21 protein-coding genes are annotated in these 26,184 nt (G+C 63.3%); 9 read left to right on the plus strand and 12 right to left on the minus strand.

Going from position 1 to position 26,184, the window contains the following annotated elements; all coding sequences use genetic code 11:
- Window positions 1–915: 915 nt before the first annotated feature.
- The 3 genes from ACZYTC_RS15600 (at window position 916) to ACZYTC_RS15610 (ending at window position 4,808) form a co-directional block, all read left to right on the plus strand.
- Window positions 916–2,856 carry a peptidoglycan DD-metalloendopeptidase family protein gene (locus ACZYTC_RS15600; RefSeq protein WP_488990021.1) on the plus strand — a complete coding sequence of 647 codons (1,941 nt, stop codon included), beginning with the start codon at window positions 916–918 and terminating at the stop codon, window positions 2,854–2,856.
- 130 nt (window positions 2,857–2,986) lie between these two features.
- Complete coding sequence (locus tag ACZYTC_RS15605) at window positions 2,987–4,285, plus strand: ATP-binding protein (RefSeq protein ID WP_488990022.1); 1,299 nt, start codon at window positions 2,987–2,989, stop codon at window positions 4,283–4,285.
- Window positions 4,266–4,808 carry a response regulator transcription factor gene (locus tag ACZYTC_RS15610; RefSeq protein ID WP_488990023.1) on the plus strand — a complete coding sequence of 181 codons (543 nt, stop codon included), beginning with the start codon at window positions 4,266–4,268 and terminating at the stop codon, window positions 4,806–4,808. Before ACZYTC_RS15605 ends, ACZYTC_RS15610 begins: the two co-directional genes overlap by 20 nt.
- A gap of 4 nt (window positions 4,809–4,812) precedes the next feature.
- On the opposite strand, the gene ACZYTC_RS15615 is transcribed toward ACZYTC_RS15610, so the two are convergent.
- The 5 genes from ACZYTC_RS15615 to cyoA form a co-directional block, all read right to left on the minus strand.
- Complete coding sequence (locus tag ACZYTC_RS15615) at window positions 4,813–5,484, minus strand: SURF1 family protein (protein WP_488990024.1); 672 nt, start codon at window positions 5,482–5,484, stop codon at window positions 4,813–4,815.
- Window positions 5,485–5,656: 172 nt separating this feature from the next.
- Entirely contained in the window at window positions 5,657–6,046 is a 390-nt protein-coding gene (gene cyoD, locus ACZYTC_RS15620) for a cytochrome o ubiquinol oxidase subunit IV (RefSeq protein ID WP_434959573.1), read from the minus strand.
- Window positions 6,043–6,669: a cytochrome o ubiquinol oxidase subunit III gene (gene cyoC, locus ACZYTC_RS15625; RefSeq protein ID WP_441774524.1), complete on the minus strand. Its 627-nt coding sequence runs from the start codon at window positions 6,667–6,669 to the stop codon at window positions 6,043–6,045. The genes cyoD and cyoC overlap by 4 nt, the downstream gene beginning before the upstream one ends.
- A gap of 17 nt (window positions 6,670–6,686) precedes the next feature.
- Entirely contained in the window at window positions 6,687–8,693 is a 2,007-nt protein-coding gene (cyoB, locus tag ACZYTC_RS15630) for a cytochrome o ubiquinol oxidase subunit I (RefSeq protein WP_434959572.1), read from the minus strand.
- Window positions 8,694–8,721: 28 nt separating this feature from the next.
- A complete protein-coding gene (gene cyoA, locus ACZYTC_RS15635; protein WP_488990025.1) occupies window positions 8,722–9,906 on the minus strand; it encodes a ubiquinol oxidase subunit II in 1,185 nt (394 codons plus the stop codon).
- A 474-nt stretch (window positions 9,907–10,380) separates the two neighbouring features.
- On the opposite strand from cyoA, the gene ACZYTC_RS15640 reads away from it, so the two are divergent.
- Window positions 10,381–11,715, plus strand: a complete 1,335-nt coding sequence (locus ACZYTC_RS15640) for an MFS transporter (RefSeq protein ID WP_488990026.1) — start codon at window positions 10,381–10,383, stop codon at window positions 11,713–11,715.
- A 147-nt stretch (window positions 11,716–11,862) separates the two neighbouring features.
- On the opposite strand, the gene ACZYTC_RS15645 is transcribed toward ACZYTC_RS15640, so the two are convergent.
- The 3 genes from ACZYTC_RS15645 to ACZYTC_RS15655 form a co-directional block, all read right to left on the minus strand.
- Window positions 11,863–12,570, minus strand: a complete 708-nt coding sequence (locus ACZYTC_RS15645; protein WP_441774525.1) for a DUF899 family protein — start codon at window positions 12,568–12,570, stop codon at window positions 11,863–11,865.
- A gap of 254 nt (window positions 12,571–12,824) precedes the next feature.
- Window positions 12,825–15,425 (minus strand): ATP-dependent chaperone ClpB, encoded by a 2,601-nt coding sequence (gene clpB / locus ACZYTC_RS15650; RefSeq protein ID WP_434959569.1) that lies wholly within the window; start codon window positions 15,423–15,425, stop codon window positions 12,825–12,827.
- Window positions 15,426–15,609: 184 nt separating this feature from the next.
- Entirely contained in the window at window positions 15,610–16,155 is a 546-nt protein-coding gene (locus tag ACZYTC_RS15655) for a cytochrome b (protein WP_488990027.1), read from the minus strand.
- A gap of 253 nt (window positions 16,156–16,408) precedes the next feature.
- Between ACZYTC_RS15655 and zwf the strand changes: the two genes are divergently transcribed.
- Together zwf and ACZYTC_RS15665 are read left to right on the plus strand one after the other, a co-directional pair.
- Window positions 16,409–17,869, plus strand: coding sequence for a glucose-6-phosphate dehydrogenase (gene zwf, locus ACZYTC_RS15660; RefSeq protein WP_434959567.1), 1,461 nt, complete (start codon window positions 16,409–16,411; stop codon window positions 17,867–17,869).
- A 194-nt stretch (window positions 17,870–18,063) separates the two neighbouring features.
- The gene (locus ACZYTC_RS15665) at window positions 18,064–18,834 is read left to right on the plus strand and encodes a transporter substrate-binding domain-containing protein (RefSeq protein ID WP_441774523.1); all 771 of its coding nucleotides are present in this window, start codon (window positions 18,064–18,066) and stop codon (window positions 18,832–18,834) included.
- 184 nt (window positions 18,835–19,018) lie between these two features.
- Here ACZYTC_RS15665 and ACZYTC_RS15670 read toward each other — a convergent pair whose 3' ends face one another.
- The 4 genes from ACZYTC_RS15670 to ACZYTC_RS15685 form a co-directional block, all read right to left on the minus strand.
- Window positions 19,019–20,491, minus strand: coding sequence for an N-acyl-D-amino-acid deacylase family protein (locus ACZYTC_RS15670; RefSeq protein WP_441773283.1), 1,473 nt, complete (start codon window positions 20,489–20,491; stop codon window positions 19,019–19,021).
- A 62-nt stretch (window positions 20,492–20,553) separates the two neighbouring features.
- Entirely contained in the window at window positions 20,554–21,207 is a 654-nt protein-coding gene (locus tag ACZYTC_RS15675) for a DUF6963 family protein (protein WP_488990028.1), read from the minus strand.
- Between the two features lie 108 nt (window positions 21,208–21,315).
- Entirely contained in the window at window positions 21,316–22,212 is an 897-nt protein-coding gene (locus tag ACZYTC_RS15680) for a fructose bisphosphate aldolase (protein WP_488990029.1), read from the minus strand.
- A 348-nt stretch (window positions 22,213–22,560) separates the two neighbouring features.
- Window positions 22,561–22,755, minus strand: coding sequence for a DUF2735 domain-containing protein (locus ACZYTC_RS15685; RefSeq protein ID WP_488990030.1), 195 nt, complete (start codon window positions 22,753–22,755; stop codon window positions 22,561–22,563).
- Window positions 22,756–23,153: 398 nt separating this feature from the next.
- Between ACZYTC_RS15685 and ACZYTC_RS15690 the strand changes: the two genes are divergently transcribed.
- The 3 genes from ACZYTC_RS15690 to ACZYTC_RS15700 all read left to right on the plus strand — a co-directional run bounded on the left by ACZYTC_RS15690 (window position 23,154) and on the right by ACZYTC_RS15700 (window position 26,151).
- On the plus strand, window positions 23,154–24,188 hold the full coding sequence (locus tag ACZYTC_RS15690; RefSeq protein WP_434959561.1) for a glutamine synthetase beta-grasp domain-containing protein: 1,035 nt from the start codon (window positions 23,154–23,156) through the stop codon (window positions 24,186–24,188).
- A 206-nt stretch (window positions 24,189–24,394) separates the two neighbouring features.
- A complete protein-coding gene (rlmN, locus tag ACZYTC_RS15695; RefSeq protein ID WP_434959762.1) occupies window positions 24,395–25,636 on the plus strand; it encodes a dual-specificity RNA methyltransferase RlmN in 1,242 nt (413 codons plus the stop codon).
- 5 nt (window positions 25,637–25,641) lie between these two features.
- The gene (locus ACZYTC_RS15700; protein WP_488990031.1) at window positions 25,642–26,151 is read left to right on the plus strand and encodes a hypothetical protein; all 510 of its coding nucleotides are present in this window, start codon (window positions 25,642–25,644) and stop codon (window positions 26,149–26,151) included.
- Window positions 26,152–26,184 lie beyond the last annotated feature (33 nt).

A 26,184-nucleotide genomic window follows, 5' to 3' on the forward strand; every position in this document is an offset into this window, starting at 1 on the left:
GAACTTGAAACATTTGAACCGGCAATTACTACGTCTTGACGAGAGCACCAATAACCTACCAACTTCACAGCTGATAAACCATCGATGGCTCTTGAATACATAGTACGCCGTTGTCTCTTTCGATGCCGGTTTCCCAACATCCGCAAGGACATCGTCGCCTACGCTTCTCTTTCTTCCGATGCAATTGTCAAATAGCAGGAACGAGCTGAACCCATTCAATCTTCCAGACGCCTCGCCGCCCCAGTTTTCACCAGGTTCAGAACCTTGCGATCTTAAGCAGAAGAGGCAACAAATCAGCCCCGCCGCTCATTCGCGGCAGCGCCGTCCGTCGATGGGTGCTGTATAGAGGGGCTCTTTCCGCCCGTCAACAGCCGATTTCATTTTTTTGACGGTTGCGTGACGCTTTTTTTGAAAGCCTGTGGAGGGTTTCTCGGCGTCTTCAACTAACCCGTTGTCTAAACATGGGTATTCGGGATGGCCATTTCAACCCCGCCGCCGCGCGCCCTGATCGGAGGCTGCTTACCTCCCTAACGCGGCCACCTCTGCCCTGCTTTCAGCAGAAGTATCGGCCCCCCGCGCGCGATCTATATTCAGCCCATGAAATCTGGCCCATGAACCCGTCCCCAGCCCTCCCCTCCAGACGCAGCCCGATCAGGAATTCTGCCCCTGGATTCGTGGAATTGTCATACACCGCCCCAAATCGGCCCAATTGATCAGGGGTTAAGATGGATCTGGAATTGACCGGCGCGCCCGGCTAGGGCACGGTCCGCCCCCAAGGAAGGGGGCAAACTTCCTACCAACCATGCGCGCCGCCTCACGCTTTGGCGTTTTGGGTTCAGCGTATTTCTGGCGGAACTATCGAATTTGTCACCACGGACGACGTATAGAGACAGGCGGCAGGATCGGTACGGGATCGTGGATCCCGGAACGCAGGCGCCGCTTTCGGCGGATGGCGGGCGCGCGCCCGACCGGCGCAAGGTCTCGATCCGCTGGCTGACGGGTACGGTCCTCACCGGCCTGTGCGGCGCCGGCTTGATGGGTGGGGCGGTCTATGCCGCTCTGGACGGCGAATACAGCGTGGGCCATGCACCGCAGATCGCCCCCAGCGTCGTGCGCGACAGCGAGGCCCAAACCTCCACCCAAAAGACCGATCGCATCCTGATCCAGACCGATACGATGGAAGCCCATCAGGTCATTCGCGTCTCCACCACCACGAAAGTGGGTGACAAGGACGTCATCAAGGTCAAGCCCTTCGCGCGCGTACTCTCGAGCCTGCAGATTGCCTCCGGGCCGTTCTCTTCCCAGGTGCCGCCTTATAATCCCCAGGCTCTGTCCGCCGATCCGGACGCAGCCCTGGCGCCCGCCGCGCCCCATGTCGAGCAAGCGCCCGATGACGGCGAGGTCACCGTGGCCAGCCGCGACCTGGTCGGCGTGAACTTCCAACCGACCTCGGGTCCCCTGCTGCCGGACGAGCAGGTGCTCGCTCTGGTGCGGGCACAGACCCAGGGCAGCGATCCCTCGGCCGCGATCATCCCGCCGCAATTCGTAGCACTCGCCGCCGACGACGACCGCGCCGAAAGCGCGGACCTCACGGCACTGCGCGAGACCGACGTGCAGACCGACCCCGACTCGGCGCTCAAGATCACCATCGTGCCCGAGAACTTCACCAATATCGCCAAGACGACGCCCGAGGTCTCCTCCCGCGAACAGACCATCACGGTTGAAGATAAGGACACGCTCGCCGCCATTCTGGGGCGCCTGGGTGCAACGCCGCAGGAGGTCCAGGAAATCGCCAAGGCGCTCGGCGATGCCGGCAAGCTGCATGGCGGGCTGCGCCTGCGGGTTCTGGTGGCGCCAGGCGGGGATGAGGACGCCCACTCCCGGCCCGTACGCCTGTCGGTCTATAACGCCGACAAGCATCTTGGCACCGTGGTGCTCGCCGATACCGGCGGCTATGTCTCAGTGCAGGATCCGAGTTCGACCGACATCGCCGCCAACGCCCAGGACAATCAGGGTGGCGGCGACGAGGATGAAGGCGACAGCGGCACGGGTATCCGCCTCTATTACTCCATCTACGAGACGGCCCTGAAGCAGCAGGTGCCCAAGGAGATGATCGAAAGGCTGCTGCGCGTCTATGCCTATGACGTCGATCTCACCCGCCATACCCGACCGGGCGACAATTTCGAGCTGTTCTACGAGCAGGACGAGGCCGGCAACCCAGTCGGCGACATCCTCTATACGGCGCTGACCGTCAATGGCGAGCTCAAGCGCTACTATCATTTTGCCAGTCCTGACGATGGCCAGGTCGACTATTACGACGAGGACGGCAAGTCGGCGCGCAAGTTCCTGACGCGCAAGCCGATCAATGGCGGCGAGATGCGTTCCACCTTCGGCATGCGGCGCCACCCGATCCTCGGATATTACAAGATGCATACCGGTGTCGACTGGGCCGACCGCGTCGGCACGCCGATCCTGGCCACCGGCAACGGCACCATCGTCAAATCCGGCTGGACCAATGGCTACGGCCGGCACATCGAGATCCAGCACGCCAACGGCTATCTCTCGACCTATTCGCACATGAACAGCTTCGCCTCAGGCACAGGAGTCGGAGCCAAGGTCAAGATGGGCCAAGTCATCGGCTATCTCGGCCAGTCGGGCCTGGCGACCGGCCCGCACATCCACTACGAAGTGAAGATCAACGGCAGCTTCGTCGACCCGATGCGCATCAAGCTACCGCAGGGACGTGAGCTCAATGGCGACCTGCTCGCCACCTTCAGGGCCGAGCGCGACCGCATCAACGCCCTGATGAGCAAGGCGCCCGTCGCCGAGATCGCGACCGGCATCAACAAGAGCTGAGGCCCGGCCCGCCGCCATCGTTATGGGAACTGGGCCCCGCCGCCGGCATCTGGCGCCGGCGGATCCCTGTCTTGCGGCATTTTCGCCGACAGAGCTGCCGCGCGACGGCGAGACGCTATAGTAAGGCATCATGACCGCCATCCGCGACACCACCGACCAGAAAAACCTCGCCTTGCTGATCCAGCTGCGCTGGCTAGCCGTTATCGGGCAGGTGATCACCATCCTGTTCGTCGATCTCGTGCTCAACATTCCCCTGCCGCTATTCGAGATGGCGGTCGTGATCGGTTTTCTGGTGGCGCTTAACGTCGTTGGTGTCCTCAGGCTGCGCAGCCAGGGCCTGGTGGGCAATACCGAGCTCTTCCTCGAGCTGATGCTCGATGTCGCCGCACTCACCGTGCAGCTCTATCTCAGCGGCGGCGCCTCCAACCCCTTCATCTATCTCTATCTCCTGCAGGTCATCATCGGCGGCGTCCTGCTGGAAGCCTGGTCGACCTGGACGCTGCTCGCGGCCACCAGCGCCTGTTTCGTCGGCTTGGCGACCTTCAACCGACCTTTGCCAATGCCGGCGGCGCCGAAGGGCACCGATCTGGCCGACCTGCATGTCCAGGGCACCTTCATCTGCTTCGTGCTGGCGGCGGTCCTGCTGGTATTCTTCGTCACCCGCATCAACCGCAACCTGCGCGCCCGCGACGCCCATCTGGCGAGCCTGCGTCAGCAATCGGCTGAGGAGGATCATATCGTCCGCATGGGCCTGCTCGCCTCGGGCGCCGCCCATGAACTCGGCACACCGCTGGCAACGCTCTCGGTGATCCTGAGCGACTGGCAGCGCATGGAGATGTTCAGGCAGGACGAGGAGGTCGCGGCCGAGCTTGCCGAAATGCGCGGCCAGCTCGACCGCTGCAAGACGATCGTCACCGGTATCCTGATGTCATCGGGCGAAGTGCGCGGCGAAGGCACGCGGCGCACCAGCGTGCTCAGCTTCTTCGACGAACTCGTGGAGGAATGGCGCACCAGCCGATCCCCTGCCCGCCTTGACTACAACAACACCTTCGGCACCGATGTCTCCATCGTCTCGGACGACGCCCTCAAGCAGGTGGTGTTCAACATCTTCGACAATGCGCTCGAAGCCTCGCCCAATTGGGTGGGCATCGCCCTGGAGCGGCGCGGCGACCGGCTCACCCTCTCTGTCACCGACGCAGGGCCGGGTTTCGGCAAGGATATACTGGATCAACTCGGCAAACCCTATAATTCCAGCAAGAATCGGCCGGGCGGCGGGCTCGGCCTGTTCCTGGTCGTCAATGTCGCCCGCAAACTCGGCGGCACCGTCACGGCCAAGAATCTGCTGAATGGCGGCGCCCTGGTCGAGCTGACCCTGCCGATGGCGACGCTGTCGCCCCAAGGAGTAACCGATGGCATCCTCCCCGGCTGAACGCCGCCTCATCATCGTCGAGGACGATGCGACCTTCGCCCGAACCTTGCGCAAATCCTTCGAGCGGCGAGACTATGTCGTCGAAGTCGCCGCCGGCCTCGAGCCGATGCAGGCCTTGCTCCAACACCACGCGCCGGGCTTTGCCGTGGTCGACCTCAAGCTGGCCGGCGGCTCGGGCCTGGAATGCGTGAAGGCGCTGCATGGTCATGACCCCGCCATGAAGATCGTGGTGCTGACGGGGTTTGCCTCCATCGCCACCGCCGTCGAGGCGATCAAGCTCGGAGCCTGCCACTATCTGGCCAAGCCCTCCAACACCGACGATATCGAAGCAGCCTTCCAGCGCAGCGACGGCGACGCCAGCGTGCCGATGACACAGACCCCGACCTCCATCAAGAATCTTGAATGGGAACGCATCCACGAGACGCTGGTGGAGACAGAGTTCAACATTTCCGAAACCGCGCGCCGCCTCGGCATGCATCGACGCACCCTGGCACGCAAGCTGGAGAAACGGCGGCTGAAATGAAGGATTACCCTGCTCTCCTCTCGCGCACGGTATAGGCCAGCCCGCCGAGCGCCATGAGGGCAAGGGCGAACCAGGTCAACGCGTAGACCAAATGGTTGTTGGGCAGGTCGACCACCGTCATGCCGCCGGTCGGAATTTCGCCGGCCTGCCGCCGCTCGGCATCGATGAAATAGGGCGCCACCGTGCCGAGCCCACGGGCGACGGCGATTTCAGCCACGTCGCGCGAATACCAGCGATCGGCGCCCGGATCATTGCTGCGCAGGAAGGCGCCCTTGGGCTCGCTGAGCCGCAGCAGCCCGGTTACCTCGGCCGGCCCAGCAGCATTGCCGGCCTTGGCGCGCTCCTCCGGCAGCACGAAGCCGCGATTGACGAGCACCAGGAAGCCCTGCTCGGTCTTCAGGGGCGACAACGTCCAGAAGCCGCCTCCCCGCGCGGTGGTGGCCTGCACGAAGACGGGTGGACGGTCCAGAAATTCGCCCACGAGGCGGATACGGCGATAGGCATCCTTGTGCGCCGCGATGGCGGGCCACGCTTCGGGTCCGGGCGGCGGCGCAGGCTCGGCATGGATACGGGCATCGATGCGGGCGATCAGGCCCTGCTTCCAGCCCAGGCGCTGGACCTGCCAGACGCCCAGCGCGCAAAAGCCCGCAAAGGCGACGATGAGCGCCGCCACCATGACGGTGAAACCACGTCGCGAACGTGGTGGCCGAGCCGGCCGGCCACCCTCTGGAGCAAAGTGCGATGTCTCTGAATCGCACTTTCTCTCCGACTCTTCGCTTTGACGCGTTTTCTCAATCGAAAAGTCTGCCAACTTTTCTGGAAAACGCTCAGCGGTCATCGCAGCAGGCTCACGGCATGTTGCGCATGTCATGCGCCGAGATCGGCATCATGTTGTTGACGAGGTGATACATGACCCACAGCGAGCCCGTCAGCGTGATCACCACCAGCACGATGGTGAAGATCAGAGCCATCAGGTTCCAGCCACCCTCGGACTTGGCATCCATGTGCAGGAAATAGATCATGTGCACGACGATCTGGATCACCGCCAGGGAGATCACGATCAGCGAGGTCGCGACCTTCGATTCGAGCGCGCCCGTCATCACCAGCCAGAACGGGATGAAGGTCAGCACCACCGAGAGGCCGAAGCCGATCAGGTAGCTCTTGCGCGAGCCATGCGAGGAGCCATGCTCGTCATGATGGGCGTCTTGGTGCGAGTCTTGGTGGGTGTGGGCGCTCATCGCAGCATCCCCATCAGATAGACATAGGTGAAGACGCCGATCCAGATGACGTCCAGGAAGTGCCAGAACAGGCTCAGGCACATGAGGCGGCGGCGGTTCGCCGTGGTCAGGCCGTAGCGGGCGACCTGCACCATCAAAGTGAACAGCCAGAGAATGCCGGTGGAAACGTGCAGGCCGTGCGTAGAGACCAGCGTGTAGAAGGCGGAAAGGAAGCCGCTGCGCTGCGGCGTCGCCCCCTCATGGATCATATGCGAGAATTCGTAGAGCTCGATGCCGACGAAAGCCATACCGAACAACGCGGTGACCAAGAGCCAGGCCTGGGTCGAGCCGACCTTGCTTTCCTGCATCGAGATCATGGCAAAGCCATAGGTGATGGAGGAGAGCAGCAGCATGGTGGTGTTCAACGCCACCAGTTTCAGGTCGAACAGGTCCTTGGGCGAAGGACCGGCAGCGTAATTGCCGCCCAGCACGCCATAGGTGGCGAACAGGATCGCAAAGATCAGGCAGTCGCTCATCAGATAGATCCAGAAGCCGAGCATGGTGCTCGACCCTTCCGGATGATGCGGTTCTTCCGGCAGATGGAAGACCGGCGCTCGGCTTTCCTCGGCCCCTGTCTGCGGCATCAGGATGGTCTGCGACATCAGCGTTCTCCTGCCGCCAGCAGATTTGTGCGGGCATTCTCGGCGGTGGCCACCTCCTCGGCGGGAATGTGGAAGTCGCGGTTGTAGTTGAAGGTGTGAATGATGACCGCAGCCAGCAGGGCAACGAAGCTGGCGATCGCGAGCCACCAGACATACCAGATCATGGCGACGGCGCAGACCGCGCTCAACCCGGCCAGGACGATGCCCGCGCCGGTGTTCTTGGGCATGTGGATGGGCTTGTAGCCTTCCAGTGGCCGCTTGTAGCCGCGGCGCTTCATGTCCTCCCAGGCATCGAGATCATGCACCACCGGCGTGAAGGCGAAATTGTAGGCCGGCGGCGGCGAAGAGGTCGACCATTCCAGCGTGCGCGCGTTCCAGGGGTCGCCGGTCGTATCCTTGAGAGACTCCCGCTTCTTGAAGCTGACATAGAACTGCATCAGCGAAGCGGCGATGCCGATGGCGATCAGGCCGGCGCCGCAAGCGGCGATCACGAACCAGATCTGCAGGGACGGATCCTCGAAATGACTGACGCGCCGGGTCACACCCATCAGGCCGAGGATGTAGAGCGGCATGAAGGCGACCCAGAAGCCGACGACCCAGCACCAGAACGAGACCTTGCCCCAGAATGGATCGAGCCGGAAGCCGAAGACCTTGGGGAACCAGTAGTTGATGCCGGCGAACATGCCGAACAGCACGCCGCCGATGATCACATTGTGGAAATGCGCGATCAGGAACAGCGAATTGTGCAGTACGAAGTCGGCTGGCGGCACCGCCAGCAGCACGCCCGTCATGCCGCCGATCACGAAGGTGAGCATGAAGGCCAGCGTCCACATCATCGGCAACTCGAAGCGGATGCGACCGCGATACATGGTGAACAGCCAGTTGAAGATCTTCGCGCCGGTCGGGATCGAGATCACCATGGTGGTGATGCCGAAGAAGGAGTTCACGCTGGCGCCCGAGCCCATGGTGAAGAAGTGATGCAGCCAGACCAGATAGGACAGGATGGTGATCACCACCGTGGCGTAGACCATCGAGGTGTAACCGAACAGACGCTTGCCGCAGAAGGCCGCCGTCACTTCCGAGAAGATCCCGAAGGCCGGCAGGATGAGGATATAGACCTCCGGATGACCCCAGATCCAGATGAGGTTCACATACATCATCGGATTGCCGCCGAGGTCATTGGTGAAGAAGTTGGTGCCGACATAGCGGTCGAGCGACAACAAGGCGAGCACGGCCGTCAGCACCGGGAAGGCGGCGACGATGAGGACGTTGGTGCACAGCGCAGTCCAGGTGAAGACGGGCATGCGCATCATCGTCATGCCGGGCGCACGCAGCTTGACGATGGTGGCGATCAGGTTGACGCCCGATAACAGCGTCCCCACGCCCGCCACCTGCAGGCCCCAGATGTAATAGTCGACCCCGACATCCGGACTATAGGCGATACCCGACAGCGGCGGATAGGCGAGCCAGCCCGTCTTGGCGAATTCACCGACGAACAGCGACATCATGATGATGGCTGCGCCCGCCGCGGTCATCCAGAACGAGAAATTGTTGAGGAAGGGGAAGGAGACGTCGCGCGCGCCGATCTGCAGCGGCACCACGAAGTTCATGAAGCCGGTGACGAAGGGCATCGCCACGAAGAAGATCATGATGACGCCATGCGCCGTGAAGACCTGGTCGTAGTGATGCGGCGGCAGATAGCCCTGGGATCCGCCGAAGGCGATCGCCTGCTGCAGGCGCATCATGATCGCGTCGGAAAAACCGCGCAGCAGCATGACCAGCGCCAGCACGATATACATAACGCCGATGCGCTTGTGATCGACGCTGGTGAACCATTCGCGCCATAGATAGCCCCAGGCGCGGAAATAGGTCAGGACCCCGAGAAGGCCGAGGCCGCCGATGGCGACACCAATGAAGGTTACGACCAGTATCGGCTCGTGATAGGGGATGGCTTCCAGTGTAAACCGACCGAAGATCGGGCTGACTGCAACCGTTTCAGAAGACATGGGTATCCGCTCTTGAATGAGGTTGCACTTAACCGGGCTTGGCAGCGGAGAGCTGCGACGGCTGGCTGGAGGCAGACGGGATGGAAAGGCTGGCGCCGGTGAGGCCGGCGGGCTTGGGACTCAACGCCGGAACGCCGCGCTTCCAAGTATCGAGCGCACCGGACCGCGGCACCTCGCAATAGGAGGAAACGAAATAGGGTTCGGGGCCGAACACCGCGCCACGGCGGGCATATTTGTCGTAGAGCAGCGGGCGGACATTGTTGATGCCTTCCTTGCCGAGGCCCCCCTGAGCATCGACCGACATCATCTTGTCCATGCACATCTTGTTGGCGTCGACGCACATGTTCAGGATGGCGTGATAGAGGTCATCGGCGACGGAACTGTAATGGCGCACGGGCACGTTCTGGCTCGGCTTCTCCAGAGCGAGATAGGCCGGGCGGTCGAGGGCGCCGGCATCGCCGGCACGGACCTTGGCGACCCACTGGTCGAAGCCGGCCTGGTCGAGCCCATGGAAGCGGAAGCGCATGCCCGAGAAGCCCGCGCCGCTGTAATTGGACGAGATGCCTTCATATTCTCCGGGTGCGTTGATCACCGCGTGCAGCTTGGTCTCCATGCCCGGCATGGCATAGATCATGCCTGCCAGGGCCGGCACATAGAAGGAGTTCATCACGGCCGAGGCGGTGATCTTGAAATTGATCGGCCGGTCGACCGGCGCCGCCATCTCGTTGACGCTGGCCACGCCATATTCGGGGTAGATGAACAGCCATTTCCAGTCGAGCGCGACGACCTGGACCTCCAGAGGCTTGACCTCCTTGGTCACCGGCCTGCCCGCGGCCACGCGTTCGAGCGGCCTATAGGGGTCGAGCAGATGCGTTCCGGTCCAGGTGATCGCCCCCAGAATGATGACGATCAGCAGCGGCGCCGCCCAGATCACCAGCTCAAGCTGGGTGGAATGGTCCCAATCGGGCTCATAGCGCGCCGCCTTGTTGGACTGGCGATAGCGCCAGGCGAACAGCACCGTCAGCGCCATCACCGGTATGATGATCACCAGCATCAGCACAGTAGAGAACACCAGGAGATCGCGCTGCTGGGCGGCGATGTCGCCTGACGGACTGAGCACCACGGCATTGCAGCCCGCGAGCAGGCCCATAAGAGGCAGGGCCAGGGCGAGGCGCGCAAGCTTGCGCAAGCGGACGGAGCTAAGGAACGGCATTCGGGATAGCATTCGCATGTCGTGCCGATACGCCTCCGGTTCCAGGCTGCCCATTGGACATTTTGTCCAATGACAATATCATCGTGAAGACGGCAATAGGTACGCAAGGGACCCCCATACTGCACGGCTTCCGTCGAGCGGGCTAGGGTCTTTGGACAGGTATGGGTTCGGACAGGGTGCGAGCGATCCTGGCAGATGATGTCCGCACTTGCCTAGCAAGTGCGTGGGAGCGCGGAGACGCAAGCTCGGTGGCTTGCTGCGATGCGCGCGCCCCTCGTCGGTCAAAAGTGCCCCGGAGGCGGTGAGGTGAACAAGGACCATCTGCAGTGTCGCAACATGCGCCAAAGGCAGATGTCTTGGAGACAGATGTCTTGGCGCCGCGCTGCTCCTCCCCTATGGTTCTTTTGACCTCATCCTGCTCCAAACCATATCTGTCCAAGGACCCCAGGGGTCTTTGGAGAAAGCCGAGGGACGATGAGCACCACGACTTCCATGCATCCGGCCGGGGCAGCGGGCCAGCACGGCGCCAGGCGCCACACCATCACGCCGAGCGAGATCGCCATCGGCGTGATCATCGGTCGGACGTCGGAATATTTCGACTTCTTCGTCTATGCCATCGCCTCCGTGCTGGTGTTCCCCAAGCTTGCCTTCCCGCATCACGATGCGCTGACGGGCATGCTCTATTCCTTCGCGATCTTCGCTCTCGCCTTCATCGCGCGCCCCTTCGGGTCGGCGCTGTTCACCCTGTTCGACCGGCATTATGGCCGCGAGGTCAAGCTGACCATCGCGCTCTTCCTGCTGGGCGGCTCCACCGCGGCGATCGCCTTCCTGCCCAATCACGGCACTGTCGGCGCCTGGGCCGGCGTGCTGCTGGCGCTGCTGCGCATCGGCCAGGGCATTGCGCTCGGCGGCAGCTGGGACGGCCTGCCCGCCTTGCTCAGTTTGAACGCCCCCGAAGGCCAGCGTGGCTGGTGGGCCATGATCCCGCAGCTCGGCGCCCCGCTCGGCCTGATCGTCGCCAGCGGCCTGTTCGCCTTTTTCTACACCACGCTCGATGCGGCGGATTTCATCGACTGGGGCTGGCGCTATCCCTTCTTCGTGGCCTTCGCCATCAATGTGGTGGCGTTGTTCTCGCGGCTGCGCATCGTCGCCACACCCGAATACGGCGAGATGTTCCAGAGCCAGGAACTACAGCCCAAGCCGATCCTGGAGACGGTGGGCGCGCAGGGGCGCACCATCATCATCGGCTCCTTCGCGCCACTGGCGAGTTTTGCCCTGTTCCACATGGTGACGGTGTTCCCGCTCGCCTGGGTGGTGCTGGAAACCAACGAAAGCCCGGTCCAGTTCCTGGTGATCGAGATTTTCAGCGCCCTGTTCGGCCTCGCCGCCATCGTCGCCTCCGGCCCGATCGCCGACCGCTTCGGCCGGCGTAACCTCATCGCCGTCTGCGCCATGGCGATCGCCATCTATTCGGGCTATGCGCCGCAATTGCTGAACGGCGGCCAGACGGGCGAGCTCATCTACATGATCGGCGGCTTCATCCTGCTCGGCCTCACCTTCGGCCAGGTCTCGGGCGCGGTGAACATGAACTTCCCGATCCAGTATCGCTACACCGGTGCGGCCCTGACCTCGGATCTCGCCTGGTTGTTCGGCGCCGGCTTCGCACCCTTCGTCGCACTGGCGCTGGCGACATGGTTCGGCCTCGCCTCCGCCGGCGTCTACCTGCTCTCGGGTGCGGTCTGCACGCTGATGGCGCTATGGATCAACCTCGAAAGCATCCGCCAGGGCACGCAGGATCCGAAGGATTGAGTTCTGATCCCGGCCTAGCTGAGATGGCCGTGCCTGGTTCGGTTCGAATCGACTAGCCCGGCCTTCTCAAAGGCATGTCAAAGACAAGATTGGCTCTGTAAGCGGGGTTCTCCCCGCCCAAATGCCGCGCAGCGTGATCTCTATCGGTCAATCGTAATCCACCTTCGGATACCAATGGGCATCTCGTCCCTCCGGCGTGGTGTCCAACACATTCCAAAGCGGCGTCAGGTCGGGCGCGCCACGCGGGTCCTGGCCCGGATCGGCCGTCACGCCACCCATCTCGCCGCCCCAGAAATGGCGAATGGAGCCGTCTCGCCGGGTAAAGACATTGTAGCCCGGATAGTCGCCATCCGAGCGCCAGGTCCCAAAATCGCGACCGAACTCGGCCGTTGTGTCGCTGTAGAGCGGCAAATGCCGCCAGCCGCGCTCACGCTTGAAATCGAGCAACCGCTCGATCGGGGCGCGGGCGACGACCGCGAGCGCAGCCCGCTGCTGGATATCCTGCGCATTACCCGCCAGCGCGCCGAGAAGCGCCGTGCACATCGGGCACGGGCGTTTGCGCTCGGGACCGAACATGTAGTTGTAGACGATCAAGCTTTCGTGCTTGCCGAACAGATCGGCGAAGCGGACGGGGCCATTCTCTCCTTCGAACACATAGTTTTTTTCGACGGGAGCGCCCGGTGGCAATGCACGGCGCATCTCGGCCACGCGTTCAATGCGGCGGCGAAGTTCGATTTCCTCTGCAAGCAGAGCAGTTCGGGCACGGCGATACGCCTCGCTTTCATTCGGGATCCGGGCCTGGTTGAGAGCGGCCAGTTCGGTGGCGGGCTTCAGTCTGCCAACATCCGCAGTCATGCGATCCTCCTCGATTGCCGTCGATGACGCTACGCTCCAAGGACGTTTCTCAACGCGCAGACCCGACAACCCGGTTCCATTTTTAAAGCCAGCCACGCATTGGAGGGCCTGGTGGGTTATTCCAGTCGTGCGGCTACGGCCGTGGTGCCATTGGCTATCGAGGGCCGAGTTGCTGCAGTTCCGTTCCAGCGTGCGGCCCCAATGCAAAAGCGGGCCCGAAGGCCCGCTTTCTCGTTTCGGCTTGCTGTAATTCCTTACGCCGCCCTGGCATTTACCGCCTGACCGCCGATGACCAAGCCCGAGCCTGTAGCGCCGATCTCGATGGTCACGCCGTCCTTCACCTTGCCGGAGAGGATCATCTCGGCCAGCGGATCCTGCACCAGGCGCTGGATCGTGCGCTTGAGCGGACGGGCACCATAGGCCGGGTCGTAGCCCTTGTCGGCAAGATAGGTCCTGGCGGCATCGTCGAGATGCAGCGTGATCTTGCGTTCGTCGAGCAGCTTCTGCAGCCGGGCCATCTGGATATCGACGATCGCGCCCATCTGCGCCTTCTTCAGGCGGTGGAACAGAATGATCTCGTCGACACGGTTGAGGAACTCCGGCCGGAAGTGGCTGCGCACCACGCTCATCACCTCCTCGCGCACCTTGTCCGAATCCTCGCCCTCCTTCTGGCTGACCAGATATTCGGCACCGAGATTGGAGGTCATGATGATCAAGGTGTTGCGGAAGTCGACCGTACGGCCCTGCCCGTCCGTCAGTCGCCCGTCATCAAGCACCTGCAGGAGGACATTGAAGACATCGGGATGGGCCTTCTCGATCTCGTCGAACAGCACGACCTGATAGGGCCGGCGCCGCACGGCTTCGGTGAGGGCGCCGCCCTCGTCATAGCCGACATAGCCCGGAGGCGCGCCGATGAGCCTGCTCACCGAGTGCTTCTCCATATATTCGGACATGTCGAGGCGGATCATCGCCGTATCGTCGTCGAACAGGAAGCTTGCCAAAGCCTTGGTCAGTTCGGTCTTGCCGACGCCTGTCGGGCCCAGGAAGATGAAGGAGCCGATCGGCCGGTTGGGATCCTGCAGGCCGGCGCGGGCGCGCCGGACCGCGGTCGCGACCGCCTGCACGGCTTCGCCCTGACCGATCACCCTGGCTCCCAGCACGTCCTCCATGCGCAGGAGCTTGTCCTTCTCGCCCTCCAGCATCCGGTCGACGGGCACGCCCGTCCAGCGCGAGACCACCTGCGCGACATGATCCGCCGTCACGGCCTCCTCGACCATGCTGACCTTGCCTTCGGACGCCTCGACCTCCGTCAGCTCCTTTTCGAGCTTGGGGATGATGCCATAGGTCAATTCGCCCGCGCGCTGGTACTCGCCGCGGCGCTGGGCCTCGGCCAGTTCGTTCTTGGCCTTATCGAGCTGGCCCTTGAGATCGGCGGCAAGGCCGAGCTTGTCCTTCTCGGACTTCCAGCGCTGGGTGAGCTCGGACGAACGCTCTTCCAGATCGGCCAGCTCCTTTTCGAGCTTGGTGAGACGGTCCTTGGAGGCGTCGTCATTCTCGCGCTTGAGGGCTTCCTGCTCGATCTTGAGCTGGACGATGCGCCGGTCGAGCTCGTCGAGCTCCTCGGGCTTGGAATCCACCTGCATGCGCAGCCGCGAGCCGGCCTCATCGACAAGGTCAATGGCCTTGTCGGGCAGGAAGCGGTCGGTGATGTAGCGGTTGGAGAGCGTTGCCGCCGCCACGATGGCGCTGTCGGTGATGCGCACCTTGTGGTGCTGCTCATACTTCTCCTTCAGGCCGCGCAGGATGGAGATGGTGTCCTCCACCGTGGGCTCCTCGACGAAGACGGGCTGGAAACGCCGCGCCAAGGCCGGGTCCTTCTCGACATGCTTGCGATATTCGTCGAGCGTGGTGGCGCCGACGCAGTGCAGCTCACCGCGCGCCAGAGCGGGCTTGAGCAGATTGGAGGCGTCCATCGCCCCCTCGCCCTTGCCTGCGCCGACCAGCGTATGCATCTCGTCGATGAACAGGATGATCTCGCCATCGGCGGAGGTCACCTCGTTCAGGACAGCCTTCAAGCGCTCCTCGAACTCACCGCGATATTTGGCGCCGGCGATCAGCGCACCCATGTCGAGCGCCAGGAGAGCCTTGTCCTTCAGGCTTTCGGGCACGTCGCCATTGACGATGCGCAGCGCCAGGCCCTCGACGATCGCCGTCTTGCCGACGCCGGGCTCGCCGATCAGCACCGGGTTGTTCTTGGTGCGCCGCGACAGCACCTGGATGGTGCGGCGGATCTCCTCGTCGCGGCCGATCACCGGATCGAGCTTGCCCTCGCGGGCATCGATGGTGAGGTCGCGGGCATATTTCTTCAGGGCGTCATAGGCGTTCTCGGCCGTGGCGCTATCGGCGGTGCGGCCCTTGCGCAGGGCCTCGATCGCCTTGTTGAGGTTCTGCGGCGTCGCGCCGGCAGCCGCCAGTGCCTTGCCGGCCTCTGTATCCTTTTCGACGGCGAGCGCCAGCAACAGCCGCTCGACCGTGACGAAGCTGTCGGAGGCCTTGTCGGCCGCCTTCTCAGCAGCCTCGAACACGCGGGCAAGCCCCGGCGTCAGATAGACCTGGCCAGCGCCGGTCCCCTGCACCTTGGGCAGCTTCTTCAAGGCAGCCTCGACGGCGTTCAGTGCCTGGCGCGAATTGCCGCCTGAGCGGTCGATCAGGCCCGCCGCCAGTCCCTCGGGATCATCGAGCAGGACTTTCAGGAGATGTTCGGGAGCAAATTGCTGATGCCCCTCGCGCAGCGCCAACGATTGCGCCGACTGAACAAAGCCTCTGGCACGTTCGGTATAGCGTTCAAAATTCATTCTCTATCCCTTCCAGCACGCCCGAAGACCCGTAGCATCGTCCAGGCGCCATACAGATTTGCGAACCCCGCAGGCATTCGCTGAGAATGATGTGGGGAGCCGGGTCGAAGCTACAAGGGGTATGGAAACAAGAGTCTGAGCCAGATCAAGAAAGAAGCCAAGCGGGGCGTCTCACCCGCTCGCACTACCGCGCCGAACGACCGGGAAGCATGCGCGTCAGGACATCGTCACCCCGGACATAATGATGCCAGAGCGCTGCAACGGCGTGGAGGCCGGCCAAGACCAGGATCGCATCGGCGCATAGCTCGTGCGCATCCTTGACCAGAAGTGCCAGACCGCGATCGGGGACCACGGGCGCGGGTATGGTGAACAGGCCAAAAAAAGTAAGAGCATCTCCACGCAACCAGGTGAGAGTGATGCCGAGGCCGACGATACCGATCATCAGGAGATAAAGAAGGAGATGGGCACCCTTGGCCATTGCCATCTCGGCACCGGACATCGTCGAAGGCAGCGGGGGAGTTCCGAGCGCCAGGCGGGCGACGAGCCTGGCGGCAATCAGAGCCGTGAGCAGGAGGCCCAGCGAAATGTGGCTCCACCAGGCCAGGGCCCGGCCCGGATCGCCCTTCGCAAAAAACAAGTCGTTATAGGTAAGGCCATAGCAGGCCAGCACCAGTAGAAAGATCGCCCAATGCAGGGCCTTCTGGATGGGACGATATGATGAAGAAGGCATGACTGGGCTCCAGATTAGATAAATTCTAATCTGTACAAGACTGCGGCGGCGATATGGCGCTGGTGGTTTCCGCCGATTAATTTTGCGTCGCGCAGTTTTTCTGTCGGCCCTTGATCATCCCATCGGTCTATGCCCCTATTCCCGTCTCGAACCGGTATGGGGCACGGCGATGGCGGCTTCAGGCAAGGACGGGCCTGGAGCGGCCCGCGGCGTAGCGCGCCGGCGCAGTGCAAAATCAATGGGAACGAGAACCTTGATCAAGAATTCCTCGCGTGTCGGCCCGGGAAAGCCGCAGGTGGTGGTGCTGGTGGGCGCCACGGGCGACCTCTCTCGCCGCAAGCTGCTGCCGGGCCTGTTCCATCTCGCCAGCGCCGGCTTCATTCCCGGCTGCCGCATCATCGGCGTCTCGCTCGACGAGATCGATGCCGACGGCTTTCGCGCCATCGCGCGCGACTCCCTAGACAAATTCTCCACCCGCAAGGTCAGCCAAGCTGATTGGGAAGCCTTCGCCGCCAGTCTCGATTATGTGCCGATCAGCGCCGGCGCGGGGCCGGTGAAGGAAGCGGTGGCACGGGCCGAGGCGGAACTCGGCCCCGAGGCCCGGCGCGTGCATTATCTTTCCGTGCCGCCCAACGCCGCGCTCTCGGCCGTGCAGATGCTCTCGGAGGCCGGTCTGGTCGATCGCTGCCGCATCATCATGGAAAAGCCGTTCGGCACCGATCTCGCCAGCGCCGTCGCCCTCAACGCCCGTCTGCACGAGGTCTTCCACGAGAGCCAGATCTTCCGCATCGACCACTTCCTCGGCAAGGAGCCGGCCCAGAACATCCTGGCCTTCCGCTTCGCCAACGGCCTGTTCGAGCCGATCTGGAACCGCAATTTCATCGATCACGTCCAGATCGACGTGCCTGAGACATTGGGACTTTCAACCCGCGCCGCCTTCTACGAATCCACCGGCGCCTATCGTGACATGGTGGTGACGCATCTGTTCCAGATCCTCGCCTTCATGGCGATGGAGCCGCCGACCGCGCTGGAGCCGCAGCCGATCTCGGAAGAGAAGAACAAGGTGTTCCGCTCCATGGTGCCGATCGACCCGCGTGACGTGGTGCGCGGGCAATATCTCGGATATCGCGAGGAACCGGGCGTCGACCCCGAAAGCGACACCGAGACCTTCATCGCCCTCAAATGCGCCATCGACAATTGGCGCTGGGCCGGCGTGCCCTTCTATTTACGCACCGGCAAGCGCCTGGCCGAGGGCCAGCGCATCATCTCGATCGCCTTCCGCGAACCGCCCAAGAGCATGTTCCCGGCGGGCTCGGGCGTAGGCGCGCAAGGCCCCGACCACCTCACCTTCGACCTCGCCGACGCCTCCAAGGTTTCGCTCTCCTTCTACGGCAAGCGCCCCGGCCCGGGCTTTCGGCTCGACAAGCTCTCCCTGCAATTCGCCCTCAGCGAAACAGGCCTGATCGGCGACGTGCTGGAGGCCTATGAGCGCCTGATCCTCGACGCCATGCGCGGCGACCACACGCTGTTCACCACGGCCGAGGGCATCGAGCGCCTCTGGGAAGTCTCCCAGCCTTTGCTGGAGAACCCGCCGCCCGTGCGTCTCTACGACCAGGGGAGCTGGGGCCCAAAATCCATCCATCAGCTCATCGCCCCCAACGCCTGGCGCCTGCCCTTCGAACGGGTGTGGCGCAAGCCGGAGGGGAAGGGATGAGGCACTGGGCCAAACGTCCACCTTCATAACGCGCGAAGCGCTCGACCGCCGGCAAACTGCCGGGTTGCACCGTCCTCCCGCCGATTGACCTGGTCGGACGAATAAGCTCTGTTGCCCGCGTGCCGGGGCCTGATCTCTCGGCCAAACCGTAACAAACGCCGACAGAGCGGGAACCGAGGGAGGACATTGGGTCCATGAAAATTGTCAATTTGAGCTTGCTGGCGGGCGCCGCCATTCTGGCGGGTCTGGCGACAGCGCAGGCCGACCCCGTCAAGATCAGCGTCTCGGCCGAGCCGATCCCGCCCTTCTTCTCGCTGGACGGCCAGGGCAACTGGCAGGGCTTTCTGCCCGACTATGCCAAGGCTGTGTGCAAGCAAGCCAAGCTCGATTGCGTGGTGGTGGCCACCGCCTGGGACGGTATCATGCCGGCGCTCCTCGCCAAGAAGATCGACGTGATCTGGGCCGGCATGTCGATCACGCCCGAGCGGCAGAAGCAGATCGCCTTCACCATCCCGATCTACAACACGCCGGTGGAGTTCATCGGCAACAAGGACGACAAGTTCGAATTTGTGCCTGGTGGCCTCAAGGGCAAGGCGGTCGGCGTGCAGACCAGCACCATCCACGCCCAATATGTGCAGAAGGCCTATCCGGACGCCGAGATTCGCAACTACGCCACGCTCGATGCCGCCATGGCGGATTTGGCGGCCGGGCGCATCGAGCTGGTACTGGGCGATGCCGATTCCGTTGGCCCGTTCCTGGAAGGCAAGGACGGCGCCTGCTGCGATTCCAAGGGCTTCCCCAAGGATCCCCTGTTCGAAGGCGGTATCGGCGGCGGCCTCCGCAAGGAGGACACCGAGCTGAAGACCAAGCTCGATGCCGGCATCAAGGCGGTCTATGCCAGCGGCGAGTTCAAGCAGATCGCCGGGAAGTACTTCAAATACGATATCGGCATGCCGCCCAAGTGAGAAACATCGCCTTCTCCCCTTGCGGGAGAAGGTCCCGGCAGGGGGATGAGGAGTGTCAGCCCAAGCCTAGAATGGTTGCGTATCCCCTCATCCGCCCCCAACGTTCTTTACTTGAACGCGTGGTTCTTAAGGGACCACGCTACGGCACCTTCTCCCGCAAGGGGAGAAGGCAATTGCGCCGGCCTCACGCAAACGCGGCGGTAAAATTCTTCGCCACCAGATCGCGGTTGCGCAGCACCTTGCCGGCGCGGGGGCCGGTGGCCCTGCCCTCGCTCCAGGCCAGGCTCCCATTGACATAGACCGAGCGGATGCCGGCCGAGAGCTGGGTGGGATCGTCGAAGGTCGCCTTGTCGAGGATGGTTTCGGAATTGAACAGCACGAGGTCGGCGAAGGCCCCTTCCCTGATCACGCCACGCTGGGCGAGGCCGAAGCGCGCAGCAGGCAGCGCCGTCATCCGGCGCACCGCCTCCTCCATACCGAACAAGCCGATATCGCGGGCGTAATGGCCGAGCACGCGCGGAAAGGTACCCCAGAGCCGGGGATGCGGCCGCACATCGTGCGGCAGCCCGTCCGAACCCACCATGGTGAGCGGGAATTGCAGCACGCGCCGCACATCTTCCTCGTCCATGGTGAAATAGACGGCGCCGGCCGGTTGCAGCTTCGCCACCGCCTCCTCCCTGGAGACGCCGAGCTCGCGGGCAATAACGTCGAGCGTCTTGCCGGCGAGGTCGGGCCGCGCCTTCGACCAGGTGATCAGGATGCGCTCGACCTGGGTCGCGCGCTTGGCCTCCAGCACGGTGGAGGAAGCGGCGTAGGGATAGACGTCGAGCGTGACGGGCTGCTCGCGCGCCCGCTTCTCGATGATCGGCAGCGACACGCGGGTGCGGCCATGGTTCTGCGGGTCGGTGGCCTTGTGATGCGACAGCACCACCGGCGCATCGGCCTCGCGCCCGATGGTGAAGGCCTCTTCCATCGCCTCCAGCAGGTGATCGGCTTCGTCGCGCAGATGGGTGGTGTAAATGGCGGAATATTTGGCCAGCGGCTCGGCGACGGCGATCACCTCCGCCGTCGAGGCAGCATTGGCCGGCTGGTAGTAGAGCCCGGTGGACAGGCCGATCGCCCCATCCGCCAGCGCCTGGTCGAGCAGGTCGCGCATGCGGGCGCATTCAGTCCGGGTGGCCGGGCGGTCGAGCCGGTCCATGGTGGCGAGACGGAGCGTCGTGTGGCCGACGAGGCAGGTGACGTTCACCGTGGTTCCCGCCGTCTCCACCGCCTCGAAATAATCGGCGAAACGCTCGAACAATTCGTGCTCGCTCTTGGCGATCAGGTCGAGCGGCGGCACCACCTCTCCCTTGGCCCGCAGCGGTGCCAGGCTGATGCCGCAATTGCCAACCACCACCGTCGTCACGCCCTGGCTGAGCTTGGCCGCCATGTCGGTGGCGATCACGGCGCGGTCGTCATGGGTGTGCACGTCGATGAAGCCCGGCGCGAGGGCGAGCCCAGCGGCATCGATCTCGGTCCCGGCCTTGTGAGGCAAGCGCTCGCCGAGGGCGACGATGCGTTCGCCAGTGACGGCGACATCGGCCTGGCGCGGCTTGGCGCCGGTGCCGTCGAAGATCGTCGCCTGCCGGAAGATCAGGTCGCAGGGGAAAGTCATCGCATGATCCTTGGGTCGTTCCGGACCGGTATGCCGGCCTCTTCTTTGGTATAAGCCCGACCTTATGATTCGTGCCCGGCCAGCACTGCGACGGCCGGTCGCGCGGCGCCTTCGGCAAGCCCCTTCACGGGCTCGATGGAATTGTGCAGCAAGGCAAGGCCATAGCGCTTGTCCGGTGCGAGGATCAGGGCCTCGCCGCGATCATCCCGCTCGCGCACCCGCTCGCTGTCGGCGAGCCCGATGGCATCGCCGGTCACCGCGATCAGGCCGGCATCGACGCGTGGATTGGCCTCCATCACCCGCCGCACGGCCACGGCGGGATCGACACCCGCCTCGAGCAGCGCCAAGGCCTCCGCATTGACGGCAAGGCCGGATGCGCCGACCGTATTCGGCAGCCTGTGGCCGGTGACGAAACCTTTCCGGCCGGCCAGGAGAAACTGGGTAAGAGGCTCGGGACGATCAGGCCCGCTGGTGATCACCGCCGCCAGCGGCGAAGCCATCATCCAGGCAAGATCCGGCCGGGCGGTCCATGTGGCGCGAATGGTCTCGAGCCCGCCGCGCTGGCACTCCAGCGCCGTCGCCTCGCCATTCGGCGCCAGGGCATAAAACACCGCAAAACCATGCAGGTCGCCCTTGCCGAGCTTCTCCGCCTCGGCCCAGCCGGCCCACACTGCCCTGCCCGCGCCAGTTCCAAAGGCGGCAATGCCGATCGTCACGTCTCGAACTCCTTGATTGCTACGAAAACCACGTTGCCCAAACGAATCCGGCCGCGAACCGGGCATCTTGCCCCGCTCGCGGCCGGTGATCTCGAACCGCCCGAAGGATCAGGCCTTGACCACGCTCGCCGTGTAGATCTCGCCGATGGTCTTGGCGAGCGCTGCATCGAACTCCGCATCGCTCATGGACACGCGCAGATCTTCCGTGAGGGCGCGCGAGAAGGAGGCGATCATGCCGTGATTGTGGCTGAGCTTCTCGCAGGCATCGGCGCGGGTGTAGCCGCCCGACAGGGCAACGACACGGGCAACGGCCTTGTGGTCGACCAGCGGCTTGTAGAAATCGGCGACGGTGGGGATGGTGAGCTTGAGCATCACCTGCTCGCCCGCCGGCAGCGCGTCGAGCGCCGCAGCGATCTCCTCGCGCAGAATAGCCTCGGCTTCCTGCTTGGTCGGGCTCTTGATCGAGACTTCCGGCTCGATGATCGGGATGAGGCCGTGGCCGAGGATCTGCCGGCCGACCTCGAACTGCTGCTTGACCACAGCAGCCACGCCGGTCTTGTCGGCATTGGCGATCACCGAGCGCATCTTGGTGCCGAAGATGCCCTTCTTCGCCGCGCGCGCGAGCAGGGCGTCGAGTTCGGGCATCGGTTTCATCACCTGGGCACCGTTCTCTTCCGTCGCCAGGCCCTTGTCGACCTTGAGGAAGGGCACCACGCTGCGGTCTTCCCACAGATAGGTCGGCACCGGCTTGCCCTTGGCCTCGCCATCCATGGTCTTCTCGAACAGGATGGCGCCGATCACCTTGTCGCCGGAGAAGGCGGGCGCCGTCATGATGCGCACGCGCATTTCGTGCATCAGGCGGAACATCGCCTCGTCGCCGCTATAGCTGGATTCGGCGATGCCATAGAGACGCAGCGCGCCGGGGGTGGAACCACCGCTCTGATCGAGGGCGGCGATGAAGCCATCCTTGCCGGTCATCTGTGACATCATCTTGGCGTCTGCCATATCGGTCTCCCTGTTGCGAGCCGGTGCGCCCCGCGCCCAGCCTCCACGGTTGCCTAGAACAAGCGCGTTTAGACGAAAACGCTCATTGGCTCTAGCTCATTGTTTCCAAGCCAATCCGATGGATCGGCTGGAGCGCCTTTGCGATTCCTGGCGATGCCGCCAAATTACAAAACGCTCTCGCGTCGAGTCGGCGCGAGTATCGGCATGCAAAGGGGGGGAGGCAAGGGGCAGAACTGCGAAAAGCTCTCGCAAAGACGTGGGAAATGGTGGCCAAACGCCCTTCGAGCCATAGGCGCGTATATGGCCTCAGCGCCCGAAGCTCAGGGCTTCTTCCGTCTTCCCGCTCCGTCAGCGCTTGCGTGGATCGGCCATATCGCGGATGGCGGCCTGATGATACCAGGCACCGTCGACATCGATGGGCGGCAAGGGCTGCGTATCGCGCGAGGAAAGCCGCGTCTCGTCACGTCCGAGGCTGCACCCCATGCGCGGACGCGTGGGGAAAAGGTAGATCTTGGCAGTTTCTTGCCGGGTACTCGCAGTCATGCTCGTCTCCCTTGTCTGGCGCGCCAAGGACGCTGCCAAACCAGGATCCAGTCTTAGCACAGCCTCGGGCGCCTTCCTATCATTTGCCTGCTTTGCAGGCAGCATTTGCCTAAACTATGTGCAACCAAAGCCCGCATTACGGCAATGCGCAGCAAGACAGCAGGCCGCGACAACGGCATCTGGGCCCGGCATGACTTGAAAACACCCCTTTTTCTCTTTCAGCCGACAAAAGGACACCGTTTCTTTTGCAGGCTCGCACCCTCGTTTCCAAAATATCTGCGACAAAAACACCGCACCCTGCCCGCTGGCACGCTTCCTGCTTATTGCACCGCAACCGGCGGCAACCCGGTGCGAACCGGCTGCCGCCATCCGCCTTCCAACCAGCGAGTATCCTGAGAATGACGAAGTACAAGCTCGAGTATATCTGGCTCGACGGTTACCGGCCGACCGCGAACCTGCGCGGCAAGACCATGGTCCGCGACTTCGATGCCTTCCCCACGCTCGAGCAACTGCCGCTTTGGGGCTTCGACGGTTCCTCGACCAAGCAGGCCGAGGGATCGAATTCGGATTGTGTACTCAAGCCGGTCCGCATCGTCCCCGATCCGGAGCGCCTGAACGGCGCCGTCGTGCTCTGCGAAGTGATGATGCCCGATGGCGTCACCCCGCACGCCTCCAACAGCCGTGCCACCATTCTCGATGATGACGGCGCCTGGTTCGGCTTCGAGCAGGAATATTTCTTCTACAAGGACGGCCGGCCGCTCGGCTTCCCAGAGCACGGCTTCCCCGCCCCGCAGGGGCCTTACTACACCGGCGTCGGCTACAAGAATGTCGGCAACATCGCCCGCGAGATCGTCGAGAAGCATCTCGACATCTGCCTGGCCGCCGGCATCAACCATGAAGGCATCAATGCCGAGGTCGCCAAGGGCCAGTGGGAATTCCAGATCTTCGGCAAGGGCTCCCGCGCCGCTGCCGACGAGATGTGGATCGCCCGCTATTTCCTGCTCCGCCTGACCGAGACATATTCGATCGACATCGAATGGCACTGCAAGCCGCTCGGCGACACCGACTGGAACGGCTCGGGCATGCATTGCAACTTCTCGACCACCCACCTGCGCGAAGTGGGTGGCAAGGCCTATTTCGAAGCCCTGATGGCGGCGTTCGCGGCCAACAAGGACGCGCACATCGCCGTCTACGGCCCGGACAACCATCTGCGCCTCACCGGCAAGCACGAGACTGCCTCGATCGACACCTTCTCCTGGGGCGTGGCCGATCGCGGTGCCTCGATCCGCGTGCCGCACTCCTTCGTGCGCAACGACTACAAGGGCTATCTGGAGGACCGCCGTCCCAACTCCCAGGCCGATCCCTATGAGATCGCCTCCCAGGTGCTCAAGACCATCGCCTCCGTTTCGACCGCGGTGAAGGCCGCCGCCTGAGCCCGAGCGCTTCTCGACAAAACGGCGCGGGTCGCAAGATCCGCGCCGTTTTGTATTTGCTGTCTGAGAGTGCCGGAGCGCGCGGCCACCATGCATCTTTGCCGGTCGCCCTTTCGGCCGGGCTGTGCTATAGCGCCGACCAACATCAGGAATTTTGCATGTCGGCCCTTTCGCTCGAACAGGCAGCGAGCCCTCAGGCCATTCCCATGGGAATGGCCGATACCGTTGCCGCTCCACAAGCTCAGTCCGCCAAGCCTTCCCTCGCCGGGATGGACCGCACGGCCTTGAATGTAGCTCTCACCGCCGTGGGCGTGCCCGCCGGCGAAGTGAAGATGCGCGTCAACCAGCTTTCGCACTGGCTCTATGTGCGCGGCGCCAGCCGTTTCGATGCCATGACCAACGTGTCCAAGCATCTGCGCGCCCTTCTGGAGCAGTCCTATACGCTCGACCGCCCGGAGATCATCGCCGAGCAGATCTCGGCCGATGGCACGCGCAAATGGCTGATGCGCATGCCCTCCACCGGCCCCGCCGACAAGGGCGCCGAGATCGAGACCGTCTACATCCCCGACGAGAAGCGCGGCACGCTGTGCGTCTCCTCCCAGGTCGGCTGCACGCTCAACTGTTCCTTCTGCCACACCGGCACGCAGAAGCTGGTGCGCAACCTCACTGCGGCCGAGATCGTGGCGCAACTCCTGGTCGCACGCGACCGCCTCGGCGACTGGCCGGGCCAGGAAGCGCCGGAAGGAGCGATCGTGCCGCGTGACGGCGGGCGCTTCGTCTCCAATGTCGTGATGATGGGCATGGGCGAGCCGCTCTATAATTACGACAATGTCGCCATCGCCCTGAAGGTGATGTCGGACCAGGACGGCCTGTGCCTGTCGCGCCGCCGCATCACCCTATCGACCTCCGGCGTGGTGCCGATGCTCGGCCCGCTCGGCGAGGACATCAATCCGGCGCTCGCCATCTCGCTGCATGCCACCAACGACAATCTGCGCAACGAGCTGGTGCCGCTGAACAAGAAATATCCGATCGCCGAGCTCCTGGATGCCTGCCGCAACTATGCCGGCCTCTCCAACGCCCGCCGCATCACCTTCGAATATGTCATGCTCAAGGGCGTCAATGACAGCCCGGCCGAGGCGCGCGCCTTGGTGAAGCTGCTCAAGGGCATCCCGGCCAAGATCAACCTGATCCCCTTCAATCCCTGGCCCGGCACCTTCTATGAATGTTCGGACTGGGAGACGATCGAGGCCTTCTCCGACATCGTCTTCAATGCCGGCTACGCCTCGCCCATCCGCACGCCGCGCGGACGCGACATCCTCGCCGCCTGCGGCCAGCTCAAGAGCGAAAGCCAGAAGATGCGGGCGCGCGATCGCCTCGCCATCGAGGCCGATGCCATGAAGAAGCTGGCGGTCGAGGCCTTCTACGCCCATGGGACGGACGGGGACTAACGACAATGGTCGTGCGATGGCTGGGTTTTTTCCTTCTAGTCATCGGACGGATCCTCGAAATTATCGCCTCGACAGGAGTGGCAGCCCTTTCCGCAATGATTGTCGGCAGCAGCGGACTGGTGAACACCAATCTCGCCTCGGCCGTATTCCGTTACAGCACAACATTGAATCGAGAGGCTTTTGCAGTTCTCGAACATCCGTTTCTCAATTTTGACCGATTGCAGGGTGCCATATGGCAGGTGTGGTTGATGCCTGCTGCAATATGGGTCGTGCCCATTGCAGGCATTGCCATCATTGGTGAACTCTTCGGACTGCAACGTTGGGCTTTCTACAGTATCGGCACTGCGGCGGCTTTGTGCAGCGTTCCCGGCCTTGTCGGTTTCATTCCTCCGACCCCTGGGGACGTTGTGCTGCTTTTTATCGGTGTGGCCTGCACAGGAGCGATTGCCGGGCTGGTCTATTGGCTCATCACCGGCCGGCAAGCCGGCTTGATAGTGCGCTCACTCAAGCAATGATAAGCATGGCTTCCACCTTGGTTGGGTGGCACT

The organism is Labrys sp. F242, assembly GCF_057813875.1.

Bases quoted from the DNA above. Each gene is read 5' to 3' on its own strand.
- cyoD (WP_434959573.1), bottom strand. From the start codon at position 6,046: ATGAGCGCCCACACCCACCAAGACTCGCACCAAGACGCCCATCATGAC.
- ACZYTC_RS15685 (WP_488990030.1), bottom strand. From the start codon at position 22,755: ATGACTGCGAGTACCCGGCAAGAAACTGCCAAGATCTACCTTTTCCCC.
- clpB (WP_434959569.1), bottom strand. From the start codon at position 15,425: ATGAATTTTGAACGCTATACCGAACGTGCCAGAGGCTTTGTTCAGTCG.
- ACZYTC_RS15640 (WP_488990026.1), top strand. From the start codon at position 10,381: ATGAGCACCACGACTTCCATGCATCCGGCCGGGGCAGCGGGCCAGCAC.
- ACZYTC_RS15680 (WP_488990029.1), bottom strand. From the start codon at position 22,212: ATGGCAGACGCCAAGATGATGTCACAGATGACCGGCAAGGATGGCTTC.
- ACZYTC_RS15700 (WP_488990031.1), top strand. From the start codon at position 25,642: ATGGTCGTGCGATGGCTGGGTTTTTTCCTTCTAGTCATCGGACGGATC.
- ACZYTC_RS15670 (WP_441773283.1), bottom strand. From the start codon at position 20,491: ATGACTTTCCCCTGCGACCTGATCTTCCGGCAGGCGACGATCTTCGAC.
- ACZYTC_RS15615 (WP_488990024.1), bottom strand. From the start codon at position 5,484: ATGGTGGCGGCGCTCATCGTCGCCTTTGCGGGCTTTTGCGCGCTGGGC.
- cyoB (WP_434959572.1), bottom strand. From the start codon at position 8,693: ATGTCTTCTGAAACGGTTGCAGTCAGCCCGATCTTCGGTCGGTTTACA.
- ACZYTC_RS15655 (WP_488990027.1), bottom strand. From the start codon at position 16,155: ATGCCTTCTTCATCATATCGTCCCATCCAGAAGGCCCTGCATTGGGCG.
- ACZYTC_RS15645 (WP_441774525.1), bottom strand. From the start codon at position 12,570: ATGACTGCGGATGTTGGCAGACTGAAGCCCGCCACCGAACTGGCCGCT.
- ACZYTC_RS15665 (WP_441774523.1), top strand. From the start codon at position 18,064: ATGAAAATTGTCAATTTGAGCTTGCTGGCGGGCGCCGCCATTCTGGCG.
- ACZYTC_RS15610 (WP_488990023.1), top strand. From the start codon at position 4,266: ATGGCATCCTCCCCGGCTGAACGCCGCCTCATCATCGTCGAGGACGAT.
- ACZYTC_RS15690 (WP_434959561.1), top strand. From the start codon at position 23,154: ATGACGAAGTACAAGCTCGAGTATATCTGGCTCGACGGTTACCGGCCG.
- cyoC (WP_441774524.1), bottom strand. From the start codon at position 6,669: ATGCCGCAGACAGGGGCCGAGGAAAGCCGAGCGCCGGTCTTCCATCTG.
- cyoA (WP_488990025.1), bottom strand. From the start codon at position 9,906: ATGCCGTTCCTTAGCTCCGTCCGCTTGCGCAAGCTTGCGCGCCTCGCC.
- ACZYTC_RS15605 (WP_488990022.1), top strand. From the start codon at position 2,987: ATGACCGCCATCCGCGACACCACCGACCAGAAAAACCTCGCCTTGCTG.
- rlmN (WP_434959762.1), top strand. From the start codon at position 24,395: ATGGGAATGGCCGATACCGTTGCCGCTCCACAAGCTCAGTCCGCCAAG.